Source organism: Providencia sp. (assembly GCF_040396775.1).
Taxonomy (GTDB): domain Bacteria; phylum Pseudomonadota; class Gammaproteobacteria; order Enterobacterales; family Enterobacteriaceae; genus Providencia.
This window is the reverse complement of sequence record NZ_JBEBNT010000002.1, coordinates 186,153-203,606: the sequence shown is the minus strand read 5'-3', so window position 1 is coordinate 203,606 and position 17,454 is coordinate 186,153. Positions and strand designations below refer to the sequence as shown.

Annotated in this window: 14 protein-coding genes; 9 read left to right on the top strand and 5 right to left on the bottom strand. The window is 44.5% G+C overall.

The genetic code is table 11. The features are described 5' to 3' along the window. Positions 1 to 96: 96 nt before the first annotated feature. Both ybbP and ybbA read right to left on the bottom strand, forming a co-directional pair. The gene (gene ybbP, locus ABWP91_RS03400) at positions 97 to 2,544 is read right to left on the bottom strand and encodes a putative ABC transporter permease subunit YbbP (protein ID WP_353242033.1); all 2,448 of its coding nucleotides are present in this window, start codon (positions 2,542 to 2,544) and stop codon (positions 97 to 99) included. Further along, the gene (gene ybbA / locus ABWP91_RS03395) at positions 2,541 to 3,227 is read right to left on the bottom strand and encodes a putative ABC transporter ATP-binding protein YbbA (RefSeq protein WP_353242032.1); all 687 of its coding nucleotides are present in this window, start codon (positions 3,225 to 3,227) and stop codon (positions 2,541 to 2,543) included. Before ybbA ends, ybbP begins: the two co-directional genes overlap by 4 nt. On the opposite strand from ybbA, the gene tesA reads away from it, so the two are divergent. From tesA to ABWP91_RS03370, 5 genes are all read left to right on the top strand, one after another. After that, a complete protein-coding gene (tesA, locus tag ABWP91_RS03390) occupies positions 3,195 to 3,836 on the top strand; it encodes a multifunctional acyl-CoA thioesterase I/protease I/lysophospholipase L1 (protein ID WP_353242031.1) in 642 nt (213 codons plus the stop codon). The two genes, ybbA and tesA, sit on opposite strands and share 33 nt — an antisense overlap. A gap of 77 nt (positions 3,837 to 3,913) precedes the next feature. Further along, positions 3,914 to 4,717, top strand: a complete 804-nt coding sequence (locus ABWP91_RS03385) for an SDR family oxidoreductase (protein ID WP_353242030.1) — start codon at positions 3,914 to 3,916, stop codon at positions 4,715 to 4,717. Between the two features lie 59 nt (positions 4,718 to 4,776). After that, complete coding sequence (locus tag ABWP91_RS03380; RefSeq protein WP_353242029.1) at positions 4,777 to 5,637, top strand: co-chaperone YbbN; 861 nt, start codon at positions 4,777 to 4,779, stop codon at positions 5,635 to 5,637. A 9-nt stretch (positions 5,638 to 5,646) separates the two neighbouring features. Beyond that, entirely contained in the window at positions 5,647 to 6,582 is a 936-nt protein-coding gene (locus ABWP91_RS03375; protein WP_206082909.1) for an SPFH domain-containing protein, read from the top strand. Next, positions 6,579 to 7,058, top strand: a complete 480-nt coding sequence (locus ABWP91_RS03370; RefSeq protein WP_353242028.1) for an NfeD family protein — start codon at positions 6,579 to 6,581, stop codon at positions 7,056 to 7,058. Before ABWP91_RS03375 ends, ABWP91_RS03370 begins: the two co-directional genes overlap by 4 nt. Here the strand turns inward: ABWP91_RS03370 and cueR are convergent. Beyond that, positions 7,012 to 7,422, bottom strand: a complete 411-nt coding sequence (gene cueR, locus ABWP91_RS03365) for a Cu(I)-responsive transcriptional regulator (protein ID WP_353242027.1) — start codon at positions 7,420 to 7,422, stop codon at positions 7,012 to 7,014. The genes ABWP91_RS03370 and cueR overlap by 47 nt on opposite strands. Positions 7,423 to 7,542: 120 nt before the next feature. On the opposite strand from cueR, the gene copA reads away from it, so the two are divergent. Beyond that, positions 7,543 to 10,476: a copper-exporting P-type ATPase CopA gene (gene copA / locus ABWP91_RS03360; RefSeq protein WP_353242026.1), complete on the top strand. Its 2,934-nt coding sequence runs from the start codon at positions 7,543 to 7,545 to the stop codon at positions 10,474 to 10,476. 178 nt (positions 10,477 to 10,654) lie between these two features. After that, positions 10,655 to 11,236 carry an HdeD family acid-resistance protein gene (locus ABWP91_RS03355; protein WP_353242025.1) on the top strand — a complete coding sequence of 194 codons (582 nt, stop codon included), beginning with the start codon at positions 10,655 to 10,657 and terminating at the stop codon, positions 11,234 to 11,236. Between the two features lie 32 nt (positions 11,237 to 11,268). On the opposite strand, the gene ABWP91_RS03350 is transcribed toward ABWP91_RS03355, so the two are convergent. Beyond that, a complete protein-coding gene (locus ABWP91_RS03350; RefSeq protein WP_353242024.1) occupies positions 11,269 to 14,052 on the bottom strand; it encodes an RHS repeat-associated core domain-containing protein in 2,784 nt (927 codons plus the stop codon). 208 nt (positions 14,053 to 14,260) lie between these two features. Here ABWP91_RS03350 and ABWP91_RS03345 point away from each other — a divergent pair, with 208 nt between their 5' ends. Both ABWP91_RS03345 and ybaK read left to right on the top strand, forming a co-directional pair. Beyond that, positions 14,261 to 15,076, top strand: a complete 816-nt coding sequence (locus ABWP91_RS03345) for a TraB/GumN family protein (protein WP_353242214.1) — start codon at positions 14,261 to 14,263, stop codon at positions 15,074 to 15,076. Positions 15,077 to 15,087: 11 nt separating this feature from the next. Beyond that, positions 15,088 to 15,561, top strand: a complete 474-nt coding sequence (gene ybaK / locus ABWP91_RS03340) for a Cys-tRNA(Pro)/Cys-tRNA(Cys) deacylase YbaK (protein ID WP_353242023.1) — start codon at positions 15,088 to 15,090, stop codon at positions 15,559 to 15,561. Between the two features lie 53 nt (positions 15,562 to 15,614). On the opposite strand, the gene ushA is transcribed toward ybaK, so the two are convergent. Further along, entirely contained in the window at positions 15,615 to 17,285 is a 1,671-nt protein-coding gene (gene ushA / locus ABWP91_RS03335; RefSeq protein ID WP_353242022.1) for a bifunctional UDP-sugar hydrolase/5'-nucleotidase UshA, read from the bottom strand. Positions 17,286 to 17,454 lie beyond the last annotated feature (169 nt).

Sequence of the window (17,454 nt, the reverse complement as noted above, 5' to 3'; positions counted from 1 at the left end):
CATAACTTGAGTAAATGACGGTTTTGTGAAGGATTGAAGACAGTTATTTTAATTGGGCGTAAATCATTTCACGCCCAATTATTCCCTATAAACTAATCACCCATTGGGTAATCGGCGGTGCTGGCTGCCTGTGCCTAATAAACGCAGGCCTAACCAGCCACCACAAATAGACAGCAAAATAGCCGCGCATAAAGGCAATAGCACCCACATACGCCATTCGGGTTGCCATGGGAAATCAAACACTTTACTTTGCAATAACCACAGGGCAATTTCAGCACCAAAGGCTGCGGCAAGGCCTGCCATTAAGCCAAGCAATGCAAACTCACTCCATAGCGTTCTACGCATGAGTTTTTTGCTTGCCCCTAAGGTTCGATAAACCACCAGCTCCCGTTCTCGTTGGCTCATACCCACTTGAATTTGAGCCAACAATAGCAATAGCCCACAGAAAATCACCAAAACCACCATCACTTCAAGGGCTTGGCTGACTTGCTGAAGAATTTGCTGAATCTGTGTAATGATAGCCCCCGTATCTAACACATTGATAGTCGGGTAATGGCGGCTAAGTTGTGTCAATAGCTGGCCATCACCTTCATAATGGAAGCTACTCAGCCATGTTGCAGGCATTTTCGATAAACTTTCTTCCGAGAAAATAAAGTAGAAATTCGGTCGTAAACTTTCCCAATCTACCGTTCGGATACTGCTTACCGTCGCTGAAAAGACTTGTGCTCCCGCATTAAACGTCAGCTTATCACCCAGTTTTAACCCTAGCTCTTTCACCACGGTTTGTTCAATGGACACTTCACCCGCTTTCGGTGGCCATGTGCCTTCATCCACAATATTTGCAGGTGCCAAATGGGATTGCCACGTCAAACTGAGCTCACGCCTCACCGTGTTATTGTTCGGATCGCGCTTATCAGCCCACTCAATAGCGGATTGGTCGTTAATGTCCGTTAAGCGTGCCAATACCACGGGGTTAAACTCGGTCGGTTTAACTTGGTACTGTGCTAATAGTTCTGTTACGGGCTTAAGCTGTGACTCGTTCATATTAATCAGAAAATAATTTGGACTATCCGCGGGGAGCTGTTGCTGCCAACGATCGAGCAAATCCCCCCGCACTAAAATTAATAATGCCAATAACATAAACGACAGCGAAAATGCGCTCATTTGGGTGATAGTTTGTAACGGTTGGCGCAATAAACGGCTAACAGAAAGGCGCAAACTCAGTTGGCGAAACTTAATGTGCCTCAGCCCCCAAAGCCCGACCCAACCAATCAATGCCAATAAAATCGCAACGACAACAATCCCCGCCAAAATCGACCATAACAGCGGGTTCACACCCGCAAAAATAAATAACCCGCCCACGACAATTAAACTCACCACTGGGAGATAATAATGCAGCGGCCACACGGGGGATTTAGCATCTTCACGTAGCACCCGCGAAGGTTGTGTCGCCATCAATTGGTAATAAGGGCGACTGCCCACAATAACGGCTATGATAAACAATGTTCCAACTGCCCAGACCCACGGCATTAGGCTAGCAGGGGGCAACTCTTTTGGCAGCATTGCACCTAAGATTTGCATCAAAATACCTTCAAAGGCTAACCCTAATAATGAGCCTAATAACGCCGCAGCCACTAAAATGACTAACCACTGGCCAATGATCCATTTACGTAACGCACTACGCCCAGCGCCAAGGGTTTTTAGAACCGCAATCAGCTGGTGACGGCTGCGGCAATAGTGAGTCATAGAAACCACAACGGCAGCAATCGCTAACAACAGGGTTAATAAGACAGATAACAACAAAAACTGTTGAGCACGTTGGAAGGTTTTCCCCACCGCGCCATTGTCTTCACTTAAGGTATACCAGCGCTGGTCATTACGCAGGTCTTTATCAAATTTTTGATGAAATGTATCGATAACCTGACTATCACCCGCAAACATGTCGCGATAAGTTAAACGGCTACCGAGTTGAATTGCCCCTGTTAACGGTGCGTCTTCAATCGCAATTAATACCCTTGGTGCAATCTGGAACGGGTTAAAACCACTATCAGGCTCTTGAATTAATTTACCAGACACTTTTAATGTCGCATCACCGATATCAATATTATCGCCAATATTCAGGTTCAATAACTCTAATAAGCGAGGGGCAACTAACACCTCCCCTTGGGTTGGTACTAACCCCTCGGGTTCTGTAACTAACCCACCATACAGCGGGTAAGCCTTATCGGTGGCTTTGACTAATACCAGTTGTGGTCGGGCATCTTCATCTTCCGTTGCATAGGCCATCGTCGAAAATGAAATCTGCTGACTCAGTTTTAACCCGTCTTTTTGGGCCTCTTGCAACCAAGCTGGGTCGCTCGGGTGTGAAGAACGCAGAACCAGATCCCCTGCAAGTAGCTCACGACTTTGGTAGCTCATGCTGTTTTCGATACGGTCACTAATACGCCCTAACGCTAATACGCACGCAACAGCGAGAGTAAGCGCTAACCAAACAATCAGTAATGAGGGCGTTTTCCATTCACGCCAGAACCAACGCCAAATCATGCTTCCTCCCTCAATTGCCCGTCAACTAAGCGTAAGCGGCGCTGGCAACGTGCGGCGAGTTCGTTATCGTGTGTGACTAAAATCAGCGTCGTACCATGTTCTTTGTTCATGGCAAACAGTAAATCAGCAATTTTATCCCCTGTTTGTCTGTCGAGGTTACCTGTCGGCTCATCGGCGAATAAAATTTGTGGTCGGCCATTAAATGCACGAGCCAGTGCTACACGTTGCTGTTCACCACCAGAAAGTTGTGGCGGCATGTGTTTCATGCGGTCTTTCAAGCCTAAATCGGTCAGTAACTCGGCTGCATGCTGGTAGCTCGCTGACTCTGATTCACCACGCAACAGTGAAGGTAACTGCACGTTTTCAATGGCATTTAATGTGGGGATCAACATAAATGATTGAAACACAAACCCCACGCTTTGCGCACGCAAACGGGCACGCTCTTCTTCATCCATACGGGTTAGGTCTTGGCTCAACAAATTAACCGTGCCGCTCGTGCCGTCATCTAAACCCGCAATAATCCCAAGCAGGGTTGATTTCCCCGATCCAGACTCGCCAATTAAAGCAATTGTTTGACCAGACTCGACAATTAGCTCAACACCTTGCAATATAGTCAGTTCATGTTCACCTTGACCAACACGTTTAATGAGATGATGAACTTCAAGAATATTATTCGCCGACATATATTGGTTTTTCTCCTGTTACTGACTGCAAGCGGACATACCCTTGCGTCAACTAAGCTATTGATCTTAGGTGATAGCCTAAGTGCAGGCTACCGTTTACCGGCTGAGCAGGCGTGGGCCTCTTTGCTTGCCGACCGCTGGCAGAAACTGTCCCCGCCTATTGAGGTGGTCAATGGCAGCATTAGTGGCAATACATCAGCACAAGGGCTGGAACGCCTTTCTACCTTATTGGAACAAAATAAACCGAGCTGGGTGCTGATCGAATTAGGCGCTAACGATGGTCTGCAAGGCTTGCCTGTCGAACAACTGGAAACTAATTTACAGCAAATTATCGACCAAATCGTGCAATCGGGTGCAAAACCGCTCTTAATGCAAATTCGTATTCCACCAAATTATGGAAAACGCTATACAACAAGCTTTGAGAAAGTGTACCCGAAACTAGCGGATAACAATCAAATTCCGTTGCTGCCTTTTTACATGGAAACCGTCATTACTAAGCCTGAATGGATACAACAAGATGGGATTCACCCGACTGTTGAAGCACAGCCATCCATTGCTGACTTTATGGAAAAACAACTTTCCGCACATATTTTACCCTCAAACAAGTAAAATAGACGGTAAACAAACGCGATAAAGGCCTCTTTATACGCGAAATAAATTCAGTTGCATGAAATGAAGGTAAAGTTATGCAAACTTCAGCACGAAACGGAAAGTCGGTTCTGATCACTGGTGCATCAAGCGGTATAGGCTTTTGTGCTGCCCAAACTCTGCGCCAACGTGGCTACCGTGTGATTGTCGCGTGTCGCAAAGAAAGCGATATTTTACGCTTGAGAGACCTTGGCTTTGATGCGGTTGCTCTCGACCTCGATGATAAGAATAGCATAGATACAGCGGCACAAGAGGTGCTAACACTCTGTAATCACCGACTTTTCGGATTATTCAACAATGCCGGATTTGGCGTCTATGGGCCATTAAACAGTGTGAGTCGGGAACAGCTTGAAGCCCAGTTTGCCACCAACTTTTTCGGAGTCCACCAATTGACCTTACAACTGCTGCCCGCCATGCTAGCACACAACGAAGGGCGCATTGTGCAGACCAGTTCGGTGATGGGGATTATCTCTACGCCAGGTCGTGGTGCTTACGCAGCGAGCAAATATGCATTGGAAGGTTGGTCGGATGCCTTACGGTTAGAATTAAAAGGCAGTGGTGTTTTTGTGAGTTTAATTGAGCCAGGGCCCATTCACACGGCATTTACGCAAAATGTTGAACAAACTCAAAAAGATAAACCCGTTAAAAACCCGGGGATTGCCTCACGCTTTACCTTAACCCCAGAGCATGTGGTGGAAAAACTCATCCATGCGTTAGAAAGCCCACGTCCACGTGTGCGTTATTCTGTCACACTATTAACGGTAGCTGTTCGAGTACTTAAACGTGTTTTACCTGACAAACTGATGGATAAAATACTGGCAAATCAGGGAAAAAAGGCTTGAAAAAAGCAAAATAAGCCCCACTCTACTATTAATGCTAACTCATTCAAAAGAGATACCCTATGTTTGCGAATAACGCCCAAATTATTGATATTAACGAAACAAACCTTCATCAAGTCATTGAACAATCAATGAACTTACCCGTCATGTTCTACTTTTGGTCACCGCGTAGCCCTCATTGCCAAGAGTTTGGCACAATGTTGGAAAAAATTGCCAACGACTACGCAGGTTTATATATCTTAGCTAAAGTTAACTGTGACGAAGAACAAATGATTGCCAGCCAGTTTGGCTTAAAAGCCATTCCAACGGTGTATGTGCTGCAAAATGGTCGCCCTGTTGATGGTTTTGAAGGGCCACAGCCAGAAGAGGTGGTGTTAGAAATTTTATCCCGTGTTCTGCCAAGCCCTGAAGAGATGAAAGCAGCGCAAGCAGCTGAATTAATTGCTGAAGGTAAAACACAAGAAGCGTTGCCTCTACTGAAAGAAGCGCACCAGTTAAACCCGAAAAATAGCGATATCACGCTGTTATTAGCGGAAACGCAAATTAACCTAAAACTTGTCGATGATGCACAAACCACATTAAACGTTGTGCCATTACAAGACAAAGACAGCCGTTATCAAGGGCTGATTGCGCAAATTGAATTACTAAAACAAGCAGCGGATACCCCTGAAATCCAGCAATTGCAGGACGAATTTAATCAAGATCCGCAAAATACCTCGTTAGCCGTTCAATTAGCGCTAAAATTACACGAAGTGAACCGTAACGAAGAAGCTCTTGAGATGTTATTTAGCTTCTTACGTAAAGACTTAGGCGCAGGTGACGGCGCCGTGAAAAAAACCATGATGGACATTATGTCTGCCATGGGTACAGGCGATGCGATTGCGAGTAAATATCGCCGCCAAATGTATTCATTACTTTATTAAGGGTTAGATATGGACTTGTTCGCCTTTGGTGCCATCCCGATTATTATTTTTGTGGCCATCGTTATTGTTTTCACCTGCGTTAAAACAGTACCGCAGGGTTTCCAGTGGACGGTTGAACGTTTTGGGCGTTACACCCGTACATTGCAACCTGGACTGCATATTATTGTGCCATTTATGGACAAAATCGGCCGTCGTATCAATATGATGGAACAAGTCCTCGATATCCCATCTCAAGAAGTTATTTCACGGGATAACGCCAACGTCACCATTGATGCCGTGTGCTTTATTCAGGTCGTTGACCCAGTTCGTGCTGCTTATGAAGTCAGCAATTTAGAGCTCTCTGTGCTTAACCTGACGATGACCAATATTCGTACCGTGTTAGGGTCTATGGAGCTTGATGAAATGCTGTCTCAGCGTGATTCAATCAACTCCCGCTTATTACACGTCGTGGATGAAGCCACTAACCCTTGGGGCGTGAAAATTACCCGTATTGAAATTCGTGATGTGAAGCCGCCAAAAGAACTTATCAGCGCGATGAATGCGCAGATGAAAGCAGAACGGACAAAACGTGCCGATATTTTAGAAGCGGAAGGTATTCGCCAAGCGGCAATCTTGAAAGCTGAAGGTGAAAAACAATCACAAATTTTAAAAGCTGAAGGGGAAAGGCAGTCTGCTTTCTTACAAGCTGAAGCGCGTGAAAGAGCAGCAGAAGCGGAAGCAAGAGCCACCCAAATGGTGTCTGAAGCTATCGCCGCTGGGGATATGCAAGCTATTAACTACTTCGTGGCACAGAAATACACGGATGCTTTAACCAGTATCGGCTCAGCACAAAATAGCAAAGTGATTATGATGCCATTAGAAGCCAGTAACTTAATGGGGGCTATCGGCGGTATTACCGAGCTTATTAGCGAAAGCAAGAAAACCACGCAAAAGGCGAAAGAATGATAGAGCTTATCAGTGCTCAACCGGCATGGTTTTGGCTGTGCCTTGGTGGGCTATTACTGATTGCTGAGTTACTTGGTACAGGCGGCTATTTGCTTTGGACAGGGATTGCCGCTGTTGTCGTCGGTTTATTGACTTGGGCTTTGCCCTTCCTAAGTTGGGAGTGGCAAGGGATTCTATTTGCCGTCTTTACCCTTGTTTCTGCCGTGTTATGGCGCAAATGGTTAAGTGGTCGTAAAAAAAGCAAAGCCGATGATGTTAACCAAATCAGCCACCAGCTTGTGGGCTTTAAAGCCCGTTTATTAACAGATACCGAAGAAGGTTTTAGCCGTGTGCGTCTTGCTGATGGCAGCTGGCGGGTATACAGCGATGTTCCACTTCTCGCTAATACAGAAGTGGTGGTCATCGCCGTTGACGGTATTACACTGCAAGTTAAGCCTTCTGGTGATGGCAACAGCCACGCGCCAGATGGTCAATAATTGGGCAGTCAGCACCATCATCCCCCGGGCACACGTCCACCAGCTCTTGCAATGTATCGCGAATAGCAGACAGTTTTAAAATTGTCTGCTCTATTTCATTTATCTTAGCAATAGTCGTGTTTTTCACATCAGCGCTATGTCTGGTTGGATTACGAAACAGCCCCAATAACTCACCACATTCATCCAAGGTAAAGCCAACATCTTTAGCTTGTTTAAGCAATACCAGTTCATTTAAGTGCCGAGCTTGATAATAGCGGTAACTGTTCTCCCCTCTTTCCGGCGGTGTGATCAGCCCTTTATCTTCATAAAAACGAATAGCTTTTGCAGTTAGGCCTGTTTTTTTGGCAATTTCACTAATATTCATAATAACCCCTTGACCTTAACCTTGCTGGAAGGTGTAACCTTTGCTCATTGTCGAATTATAGACCTAATTGTAGATAAAGTTATAGACCCAAATTCATCGAACGGGTTCGGAGGCTGCAAAATGAGTAACAAAATTATCCTAAAATTACAGGGACTAAGCTGCATGCACTGTGTCGGCTCTGTCACGAAAGCATTAGAAGCGCGTGGTGATGTGGCAAATTTAAACGTCACTATTGACTACGCGACGTTAGAAAGTGATGCCAATGTTGCTGATATCATCAACACGATCACTGAAGCAGGCTATGAAGCCGAAGTCGCATCAGCACCTGATGTCGAATTGCAGCTTTCGGGTTTAAATTGCATGAAATGTGCAGGCAAAACCCAAAAAGCCCTTGAAGAGGTTGAAGGTGTTGCTACTGCGGTTGTGAGTACAACTCAGGCAAAAGTGTATGGCACTGCTGATGCACAAACCTTAATCACTGCGGTTGAGCAAGCTGGATTTAAAGCCCAGTTGCCACAATCCGATGAAGTAACCTTATCCCTTTCAGGTTTAAGTTGCATGAAATGTGCAGCAAAAACCCAGCAAGCACTTGAAGCCGTTGATGGTGTCACAAGCGCAAAAGTGGATACAACCTCCGCAGTAGTGCTGGGCTCTGCGCCAGTTTCGGCGTTGATTGCAGCGGTTGAAGCGGCAGGTTACCAAGCCACAGAAGGTGAATCTCACCCAAAAACTGAGCCGCTGACGACCCAAACTGAACAGCCGGATGCTGATTCAGCGGCAATTTGTGATATTCCGGCACAAGAGTCTGATTTAGGTGAGCAACCTGACATCGACCCAACCGATGACAGCATACAGCTATTGCTTGATGGCATGACCTGTGCGAGCTGTGTCAATAAAGTGCAAAAAGCACTCAGCGGCGTCCCCGGCGTGGAAAACGCGCGAGTGAATTTAGCCGAGCGCAGCGCGTTAGTCACAGGAACGGCTAAGCCCGATGACCTGATCAATGCCGTGGTAAAAGCAGGTTATGGCGCTGAAATTATTCAAGATGAAGCCAAACGCCGCGAACGCCAACAAGAAGTTGCTCAAGCCAATATGCGCCGTTTCCGTTGGCAATCCGCCTTGGCCTTAGCTCTTGGTATCCCAGTGATGGTATGGGGGATGATGGGCGATAACATGGTGCTGACGGAGCAAAACCACACCACGTGGCTCACCATCGGGGTATTAACCTTCCTCGTGATGGTATTCGCGGGTGGGCATTTTTATCGCAGCGCATGGCAAAGTTTGAAAAACGGCAGTGCCACCATGGATACCTTGGTCGCGCTCGGTACGGGGGCTGCATGGCTCTACTCTATCGTCGTCAATATTTGGCCTGAATGGTTCCCTGACCAAGCTCGCCACCTTTATTACGAAGCCAGTGCGATGATTATCGGTTTGATTAACCTTGGTCATGCGTTAGAGCAACGAGCGCGCCAACGTTCATCCAAAGCCCTTGAAAGATTGCTCGATTTAACGCCACCAACTGCGCGTGTCGTCACAGAACAAGGCGAAGTTGACATGCCGTTGGAACAGGTTAAAAAAGGCATGATCTTACGCTTGGCAACCGGTGACCGCGTCCCTGTCGATGGGGAAATCATTGAAGGGGAAGTTTGGTTAGACGAAGCGATGCTGACGGGTGAGCCTATCCCGCAGCAAAAAAGCAAAGGTGACCCTGTGCATGCAGGCACCGTTGTACAAGATGGTACGGTGCTATTTCGTGCAGCAGCAGTCGGCAGCCAAACCACACTGGCACGGATTATCCACCTTGTTCGCCAAGCGCAAAGCAGTAAGCCGCAAATTGGCCAAATGGCGGATAAAATTTCAGCGGTGTTTGTCCCTGTCGTCGTCGCTATTGCCTTGATTTCAGGTGCTATCTGGTACTTTGTTGGGCCTGCGCCACAAATTACCTATGCGCTGGTTATCACCACGACTGTCTTAATTATCGCGTGCCCGTGTGCTTTAGGCTTGGCAACACCGATGTCGATAATTTCAGGTGTAGGTCGTGCGGCAGAGTTTGGGGTGTTAGTGCGTGATGCGGATGCCCTTCAACAAGCTAGCGAGTTGGACACTATCGTCTTTGATAAAACAGGCACATTGACCGAAGGTATGCCTCAGGTGACTGATATCCATGTGTTCAATGGGTTTGACCAAGACAGTGCATTGCAGCTCGCAGCCTCTTTGGAAAATGGTTCAAATCACCCATTAGCACGCGCGGTCTTAGCCAAAGCGAAAGGGTTAACCTTACCCGCTAATGAACAATTTCGAACCTTGGCAGGCTTAGGGGTAAGCGCCATTATCGATGGCAAAACTATTTTGTTAGGCAATCAAAAGCTGTTAGCACAAAGTAATGTGGATACTGAAGAAGTAGACGGTATTTTGCATCAACAAGCCACTCAAGGGGTGACCCCTGTGCTGTTAGCGGTTGAGGGTAAAGTGGCTGCGTTGTTATCCATTCGTGACCCACTGCGTGAAGACAGCATCAGCGCCCTTGCTCGCTTACATAAACAAGGCTTCCGCTTGGTAATGTTAACGGGGGATAACCCCGTTACCGCCAAAGCGATTGCCAAAGAAGCGGGCATTGATGAAGTGATTGCTGGCGTAATGCCTGATGGCAAATCTGCGGCAATTGAAGCCTTACAAGCAAAAGGCCATAAAGTGGCGATGGTCGGTGATGGAATTAATGATGCCCCTGCACTTGCCCGTGCTGATGTGGGTATTGCGATGGGTGGCGGTAGTGATATCGCCATTGAAACAGCATCTATCACCTTGATGCGTCAAAGCTTACACGGTGTTGCTGATGCGGTTTCTATCTCAAAAGGGACATTGCGTAATATGAAGCAAAACCTGTTCGGTGCCTTTGTGTACAACACGTTAGGTATTCCAATTGCAGCGGGTATTTTATATCCACTGACAGGGACGTTACTTAACCCGGTGGTTGCAGGGGCTGCAATGGCGCTCTCCTCTATCACTGTCGTCAGTAACGCAAACCGTCTATTACGTTTTAAGCCTGAAAAATAACCTTTAAAAAAGGGTGGGAGTCTATCTCACCCTTTCTCGTCTTATTTCAACCATCAAAATATGCTAAGTGTTTGCCTTCCAAGATTTTATTGTTTAAATCGCACGATCTTTGATGCCATTTCCCATCACCTAGGTCTATACTATTAAATAATTAGCTATTTAATATTTGGAGCGCAAAATGCTTAATATTGATCGAGAAAAACTTGCCAAACTCGCGGGTGAAGAATTTAAAAAACAGCGAACATTTCTATTAATCTTGTCTTTTTTACTGTTAGCTGGCGGTATTTTTTGTATTGTAAACCCGATGATTTCGGGCATTGCAGTCAGTACGGTATTAGGTGTTTTACTGATTATTGGTGGTGTTGGCGCCATTGTTAGCATACTGAGTACGGTGATTTATACCGGGTGGTCACGTTTATTTGGTTTTGTGATTGGCCTAATCTATATTATTGTCGGCTATTCATTTATTAAAGACCCACTGCAAAGCTTGATCGCCCTTGCTATTTTAGTCGCAGCGTTATTTATTGTCGGCGGTGTCATCCGCTTATATGTGGGTTTTCAACAAATTAAATCCCCAGGTGGTTGGCTGCAAATTCTTATCGGTTTATTAGATTTCTTTATTGCCTTTTTACTTGTTGGCAATGGGCCATTGACGTCCATTACGCTACTAACCACACTAATTGGTATCGAAATGGTGTTTAGTTCATTCAGTTTATTTACATTATTAAGTGTGTTTAAAAATATCACTAAAAACAGCTAATTCAATTTGCCCCCTATTCGGGGGCAATCATTTCATCGATAACGACGACTGGTACTGGGTTGGCTTCTATCAAAATGCTGCCCACTGTTTCCTGACCTTCTTGGGGGATTAGGGGGAGGTGACCTTTTGAGCCCCCTTCCTCTAGGTAGGCTTCCAAACACGCGTTCAAACTCCCTTGCATAAATTCTATAGAGTACTTTATCTGTACTCCCCCAGAACCCGCTCATTCCAACTTGAAACTCGATACCTTTATAATCATACAGTTTTTTTCCTTGTACGTTCCCCGCTAAGCGAGAGGGATTTGCATAGTGGACTCTTTCCCGCCCATATTGTGTCACTGCGGAAGGTAGATCACCATCTCTAAGGGCAATCGTGGTGAATCGACTTTTAGGCATTGATTGTCGAAAATCATACATGGCATTTTCACAGCTTGAGCACAGTCTAGCCTTTTGGGATATGGTTAAACTGCTTAGGCTAAAACTATCATGGGCCGTTAATGTTCTTATTAATGCCCGCTCCGCATGATTAACCGTTTCCCAGCCAGGCTGACGCTGACGAGAAGTATCTTGATAGCTTAATGTATTTGTAGCCCATGCTTTAAATTCCGCACTTTGCGGATCCATCTCTAGACTTTCATATAAATTAATAGCATATGTAAATTTAGATGTTTTATTTCTATAATGTACCTGTGCCATGCTAATGACTCGATTACGAATTAATGATGGATCGCGAGAAATTTTTTCAATTTTAGAGGATGCAGTAAGGAGTTTTGATACTGTTTTCTGGAAATCATCATACATACTGTCACGATTATCAAAAAGTTTAGGCGCAAGCCCTTGATCGTCACGAAAAGTCAGTGGGTTGTTGCGTACCATTCGATACAGATTTAAGCCGTCAATGGTTCCTGCGGGATCGGCACTTAGCCATCGCCCAGCCCAAGGTTGATAATAACGACGACCATAATAATAAAGCCCTGTAATGTCGCGTTCTTGCCCTGAATAACGCCGTGTTTTGTAATGAGTTTCCACGGCGCTACGTACCGCCCAAACAGCCGTTCCACCGAAGGGGTAAAACTCTTCTTGGCTAATTAGGTTTCCATCCATATCCAACTCTAAACTGCTGTTACTGGCAAGCCCATTAATACTATAACGGACTGTATTATTTACTATTTCATTTGGTAGCCCGCTTTCCCAATGCAGCACTTGAGCTTGCAGCTCATCGGCTTCACCAATGCACATCACATGGTATTTTTCACTATTTTCAATTTGTCTAATTTCGAGGTTTGGCAAATAAATAACTTGGCTTTGTTTTTGATTATATTGTGTTATTTTCAACACCCTCTGGCTGTCACCATCGTAGCGGTAAAACTCATGCCCTCCAGCCCCATTAACGCTTTGCAGTTCTTGCCTTGATGTCCATGTTAAACCTTGCCCTTGCAAAAGCTGAGTTTGCTGGCCACTTGGCGTGAATAAAGGCTCCACTTGATGAGGGTACTTAGCTAAATCTGCGAGCACAGCACGATTACTTCGACTGTCTACCGTCATTTTGATTGTATAAGCTTGCTGCATCGCAGGAGTACGGTGGTGAATTTGAATTAAATTTCCACCTTTATCATAAGAATATTCACGGAAATACCGTGTATATATCGAATTATCTATTGATGAATAATGAGGAAGGCAATGACTTTGCTGGCTAATACCCGCCATTTCACGCCCTGTCGCATACACTAATTGATATAGCGTGTCATATTGATATTGATGCTTGGGCTCTATCTTTTGATTTCGCCAAAAAATACTTTTTATTGCACTATTATAAATTGCGATCACATTGCCGACAGGGTCGTAGTCATAATATAAACTCTGGAATAATTTATAACCCAATAAATGGTTTGTGGGCCTGTAGGTTTGAATATGAGTTAAGCGTTGTGTTTGCGCCTCGTATTCGTATTCAGTCACGACCCCATTACCATGAATCTCTCGTACTTTCTGGCCAATTGCCGAATATTCAATACGTTGCGTTATAGGTTGCGTATTGAATCCTTTAATCGTTAATGCCGTTCTGATTAACTGACCCGCAATATCATATTCTCGGTGTTGTTTATGGCCTTTGGCATCGATTGTAGAAAGGCGAAAACCTGTGGAATCGAAGGATATTTGGTGAGGAAATTTTTCGGGTGATAATGCCGTTAAATAGCTATCCCCCTGCCAATCAACGCTACGTTTTTCGTCATCAAATTGTTGAAGCAATTGCCGTGTCAATAAGATAGGTTCCCCTCGCAGTGATACCTCTTGAGTTTGCAATAACCCAGCCGTATCAAAATGACGAATACATTCCCCCACCAAATTTGCTAGCTGCTCAATGTGCGAATGACCTGCATATTCAAAACGCTCACTAACTCGCCAGTTCCCCCCCTCTATTTTTTCATTAACGCGTTCAAGGCGGCCTAATGAATCATCTGGCTCATAGCTACACAATTTCAATGTATTATTCGCATCAATACTTATCACAAGCCGCTGTTCAATATCATTCAGTTGGTAAATATCACCACTATCAACCCCGCTGTTTAATAAAGGAAACCCCAATAAATCCGTATGGTAATAAAAATTACATTGCCCACTTTCAGACAGACGCGCATCCGCGTTTTTCTGTAAAAAGCCATAAAGATTAAAATGTTGAACTTCAAGGTGCTCCTGCACATCCTGTTGGACATTAGACTGCCGATGATATTGAAGTGTGCGGATCGTGAAATGGCGGTTATCAAATACCGTTATTGTTGGTGTACCCGCGTGAAGATTTGAAATTTGGGGAGTTATCATATCGTCTCCAATTAAGGCTAACAAAATGATAACGCCACCTTGTTAACGAGTTGACTCACATCGTGAAACCATAATTGAAGTATTCCTAAATTGTCATTTTCAATTTTTATTAATAACGACGAAAAATGCGCAATGAGTGCGCAATATTCGCAAATTGGCGAAAGATTGTTTAACCTATTTAGCCAAGAATAATGCAGGGTAAAAAATGATGGGAAAACTGTTCGAAAACTTAAAAAATTGGCTCCATATGGAAACCGCGCCAATATACCCCTATCCTGCGGTTGATATTCGCTTATCAAAAAGCCTTAAATTACATATTGTAGGCAGTATTCATATGGGAACGGAAAATATGTTCCCGTTGTCAGCCATTTTGCTCGATAAACTGAATCTAGCAGATGCATTAATTGTTGAAGCAGATATTACCCAAACACAGTCCCCTTTTCCTCATGATGTTGAAGAACAGCTTCCTGTTCAGCAGCGCTTAGACGAAGAACAATACGCACTATTTTTGCAGTGCTGCCAAGAAATTCACCAATCACCTGAAAAATTTGATGCGCTACCTTCATGGCAAATTGCCTTGGTTCTACAGGCAACTCAAGCACAAGGGCTTGGTTTACGTGGACATTATGGCATCGATTTCCAGCTTATTCGCAATGCTCAGACTCAACTTAAACCGATCATTGAGCTGGAAGGCACGGCATCCCAAGTTGAATTGCTGCTTTCCTTGCCTAATAATGGGTTAGCACTTTTACAAGACTCGTTAGTTCACTGGCGGGCAAACGCACGTTCACTGCAAACCATGATTGGTTGGTGGCTCGATTATCAGCCCAATAACCGTATGACCTTGCCTAATACCTTCAGCAAAGATGTCTATCAAGTATTAATGGATAAGCGAAATGCGCATTGGAGTGAACAACTTAAGGCACTCCCAGATGGTAATTATGTGGTTGCTGTCGGTGCATTGCACCTTTTTGGTGAAGGCAGTCTTGTTGAGTACCTACGCAACTGTGTCAAAGATAAATAAAAGGCAAAAAAATGACTCCTGCTGTTAACTTACTGGAAAAACAAAAAATTAGTTTCACATTACACCCGTATGACCATGACCCGAATGAAAGTAACTTTGGTGATGAGGCAGTGCGTAAATTAGGCTTAGATGCCAAGCAAGTATTCAAAACGCTATTAGTGGCATTAAACGGCGACCAAAAAACGCTCGCCGTTGCTGTCACTCCTGTTTCTGGTCAGCTCGACTTAAAACTGGTCGCAAAAGTGTTTAAAGTGAAAAAGGTAGAAATGGCAGACCCGCAAATCGCGCAAAAAACAACGGGCTACTTGCTGGGCGGCATCAGCCCGCTAGGGCAGAAAAAACGTTTACCAACGGTAATTGATGACCAAGCACAGCAATATGCAACAATGTTTATTTCAGGGGGAAAACGCGGGTTGGATATTGAATTAGCGCCTGCTGATTTAGCGAGTGTGCTAAATGCCACTTTTGCTGAAATCCGCAAATAAAAACACCGATAAAAAAGCCTCATTTTCATGAGGCTTTCCATATACGGAATCAATTATTTATTGTTATAAATAATTTCACCTTTTGGTTCGTAGTCTGCGGCTTTCAACGGAGAATGTTTCTCGATGTAGCCTTTGAGTACTTCCGCATCAACAAAACCTGTATTTACATAGTTAGGGTGATTATCAATTTTCGGATAACCATCACCACCAATCGCATTAAAGTTTAATGTCGCCATACGGTAAGTTTTTGATGTATCAACGGGTTTACCATCAATTTTTACATCGCTAATCGTACCGTCTTTATTCAACGTTAAATTCACATTATAAAATTGGCCATACGCTCCCGCATCTGGTTTCATATTCGCAACCGCGGTCAGGTAAGGAATAACTTCATCACCTTTAAAATCAACGTAAACTAATTCGTTCGCAAATGGTTGAACTTTAAGTACATCTTTATAGGTAATATCACCGCTTTCAATAGAATCACGGACACCACCGCCACTCATAATGGCAAAATCAGCTCCAGCACGCTCTTTTTGAGCTGCTAGCAGAAGGTGCCCCATATTTGTTTGTACGAAACGTACTTTGCTACGGTCGCCTTCCAGTTTGCCTTCAACAGAACCTACTTTGACGCTTAATTGCTTATCACCTTTCTCTTGGTATGGTGTCAGCAGCTTTGTCATATCTGGGTTGTGAGCAATTTCCTGCGTGTAATAAACGCGCTCACTGCTGCCATCTTCTTTAGTGACTTTTTTCTTCAAGTTAATTGGAATTAACTGGTAGTGTTTTAAGGTAAATTTGCCATTTTTGAATTCAAAATCAGCACGCCCAACATATTTACCCCACTCATGGGCTTGAACAATCCATGTGCCATTTTGATTATCAGGTGCACACGGTGTCCCCGGTACATAGTCCGCTTGTTTATAGTCTTTATTTTCTTGGGACATACAAACAGGATCTTGTGAGTGACCACCCACTATCATATCTAAATAACCTGCAGGTAAACTGCGTGCCATTTCGACGTCACCCGGTGCATTAGAACCGTGGTTGCCGTTATCATAGTGGCCCATATGGGTTGCAGCGATGATAATGTCAGGTTTTTCAGTTTGACGTAGTTCTTCGACGACTTTTTTCGCTTCGTCTGCGGGTACGCGGAACTCTACGTCAGGGAAATTCGCTGGGTTACCAATACGTACAGTATCGTCCGTGGTCAGCCCCATCACTGCAATTTTTACGCCTTGCTTATCAAAAACTTGATAAGGTTTAAACAGACGTTTGCCCGTGCTGGTTTGATAAATATTGGCAGATAAAAATGGGAAGGTTGCCCATTTTTCTTGCTGGCGCAGCGTTTCAAGCGGGTTATCGAACTCATGGTTACCCAATGCCATTGCATCGTAACCCACTAAATTCATCCCTTTAAAATCAGGCTCTGCGTCTTGTAAATCAGATTCAGGCACACCTGTATTGATATCACCACCAGAGAGTAGCAACACGCTGCCACCTTGCTTCGCCACTTCGTTGCGAATTTCATCAACGACGGTTTTTTGTGCTGCTAAACCGTATTCACCGTGGTCGTTATGCCAAAAGTGACCATGGTGGTCATTTGTGTGCAAAATAGTGATATTGTAGGTTTTGTCTTTTTCCCACGCGTTTGCCATCGTCGCGGGTATTAACGCTAACGATACAGTTAATGCACATGCGGATGCTTTAAATGCAAACTTCATACACTTCTCCCTGCTGGTATAGGAATTTTTATTCGTTAATATTAGATTATAGTTTGTCACTGCCCGCAGATTTATAGCATAAAAATATGAGCAAGATTTGATACCTCTTGCAGAATAAGAAATTCGTTTCATAAAAATGAGATCACCGTCAAATAATTCACTGCTGTTA

Excerpts from the sequence above, each read along its gene's own strand:
- ybbP (WP_353242033.1), bottom strand. The coding sequence starts at position 2,544 with ATGATTTGGCGTTGGTTCTGGCGTGAATGGAAAACGCCCTCATTACTG.
- tesA (WP_353242031.1), top strand. The coding sequence starts at position 3,195 with ATGATGAACTTCAAGAATATTATTCGCCGACATATATTGGTTTTTCTC.
- ybbA (WP_353242032.1), bottom strand. The coding sequence starts at position 3,227 with ATGTCGGCGAATAATATTCTTGAAGTTCATCATCTCATTAAACGTGTT.
- ABWP91_RS03385 (WP_353242030.1), top strand. The coding sequence starts at position 3,914 with ATGCAAACTTCAGCACGAAACGGAAAGTCGGTTCTGATCACTGGTGCA.
- ABWP91_RS03380 (WP_353242029.1), top strand. The coding sequence starts at position 4,777 with ATGTTTGCGAATAACGCCCAAATTATTGATATTAACGAAACAAACCTT.
- ABWP91_RS03375 (WP_206082909.1), top strand. The coding sequence starts at position 5,647 with ATGGACTTGTTCGCCTTTGGTGCCATCCCGATTATTATTTTTGTGGCC.
- ABWP91_RS03370 (WP_353242028.1), top strand. The coding sequence starts at position 6,579 with ATGATAGAGCTTATCAGTGCTCAACCGGCATGGTTTTGGCTGTGCCTT.
- cueR (WP_353242027.1), bottom strand. The coding sequence starts at position 7,422 with ATGAATATTAGTGAAATTGCCAAAAAAACAGGCCTAACTGCAAAAGCT.
- copA (WP_353242026.1), top strand. The coding sequence starts at position 7,543 with ATGAGTAACAAAATTATCCTAAAATTACAGGGACTAAGCTGCATGCAC.
- ABWP91_RS03355 (WP_353242025.1), top strand. The coding sequence starts at position 10,655 with ATGCTTAATATTGATCGAGAAAAACTTGCCAAACTCGCGGGTGAAGAA.
- ABWP91_RS03350 (WP_353242024.1), bottom strand. The coding sequence starts at position 14,052 with ATGATAACTCCCCAAATTTCAAATCTTCACGCGGGTACACCAACAATA.
- ABWP91_RS03345 (WP_353242214.1), top strand. The coding sequence starts at position 14,261 with ATGGGAAAACTGTTCGAAAACTTAAAAAATTGGCTCCATATGGAAACC.
- ybaK (WP_353242023.1), top strand. The coding sequence starts at position 15,088 with ATGACTCCTGCTGTTAACTTACTGGAAAAACAAAAAATTAGTTTCACA.
- ushA (WP_353242022.1), bottom strand. The coding sequence starts at position 17,285 with ATGAAGTTTGCATTTAAAGCATCCGCATGTGCATTAACTGTATCGTTA.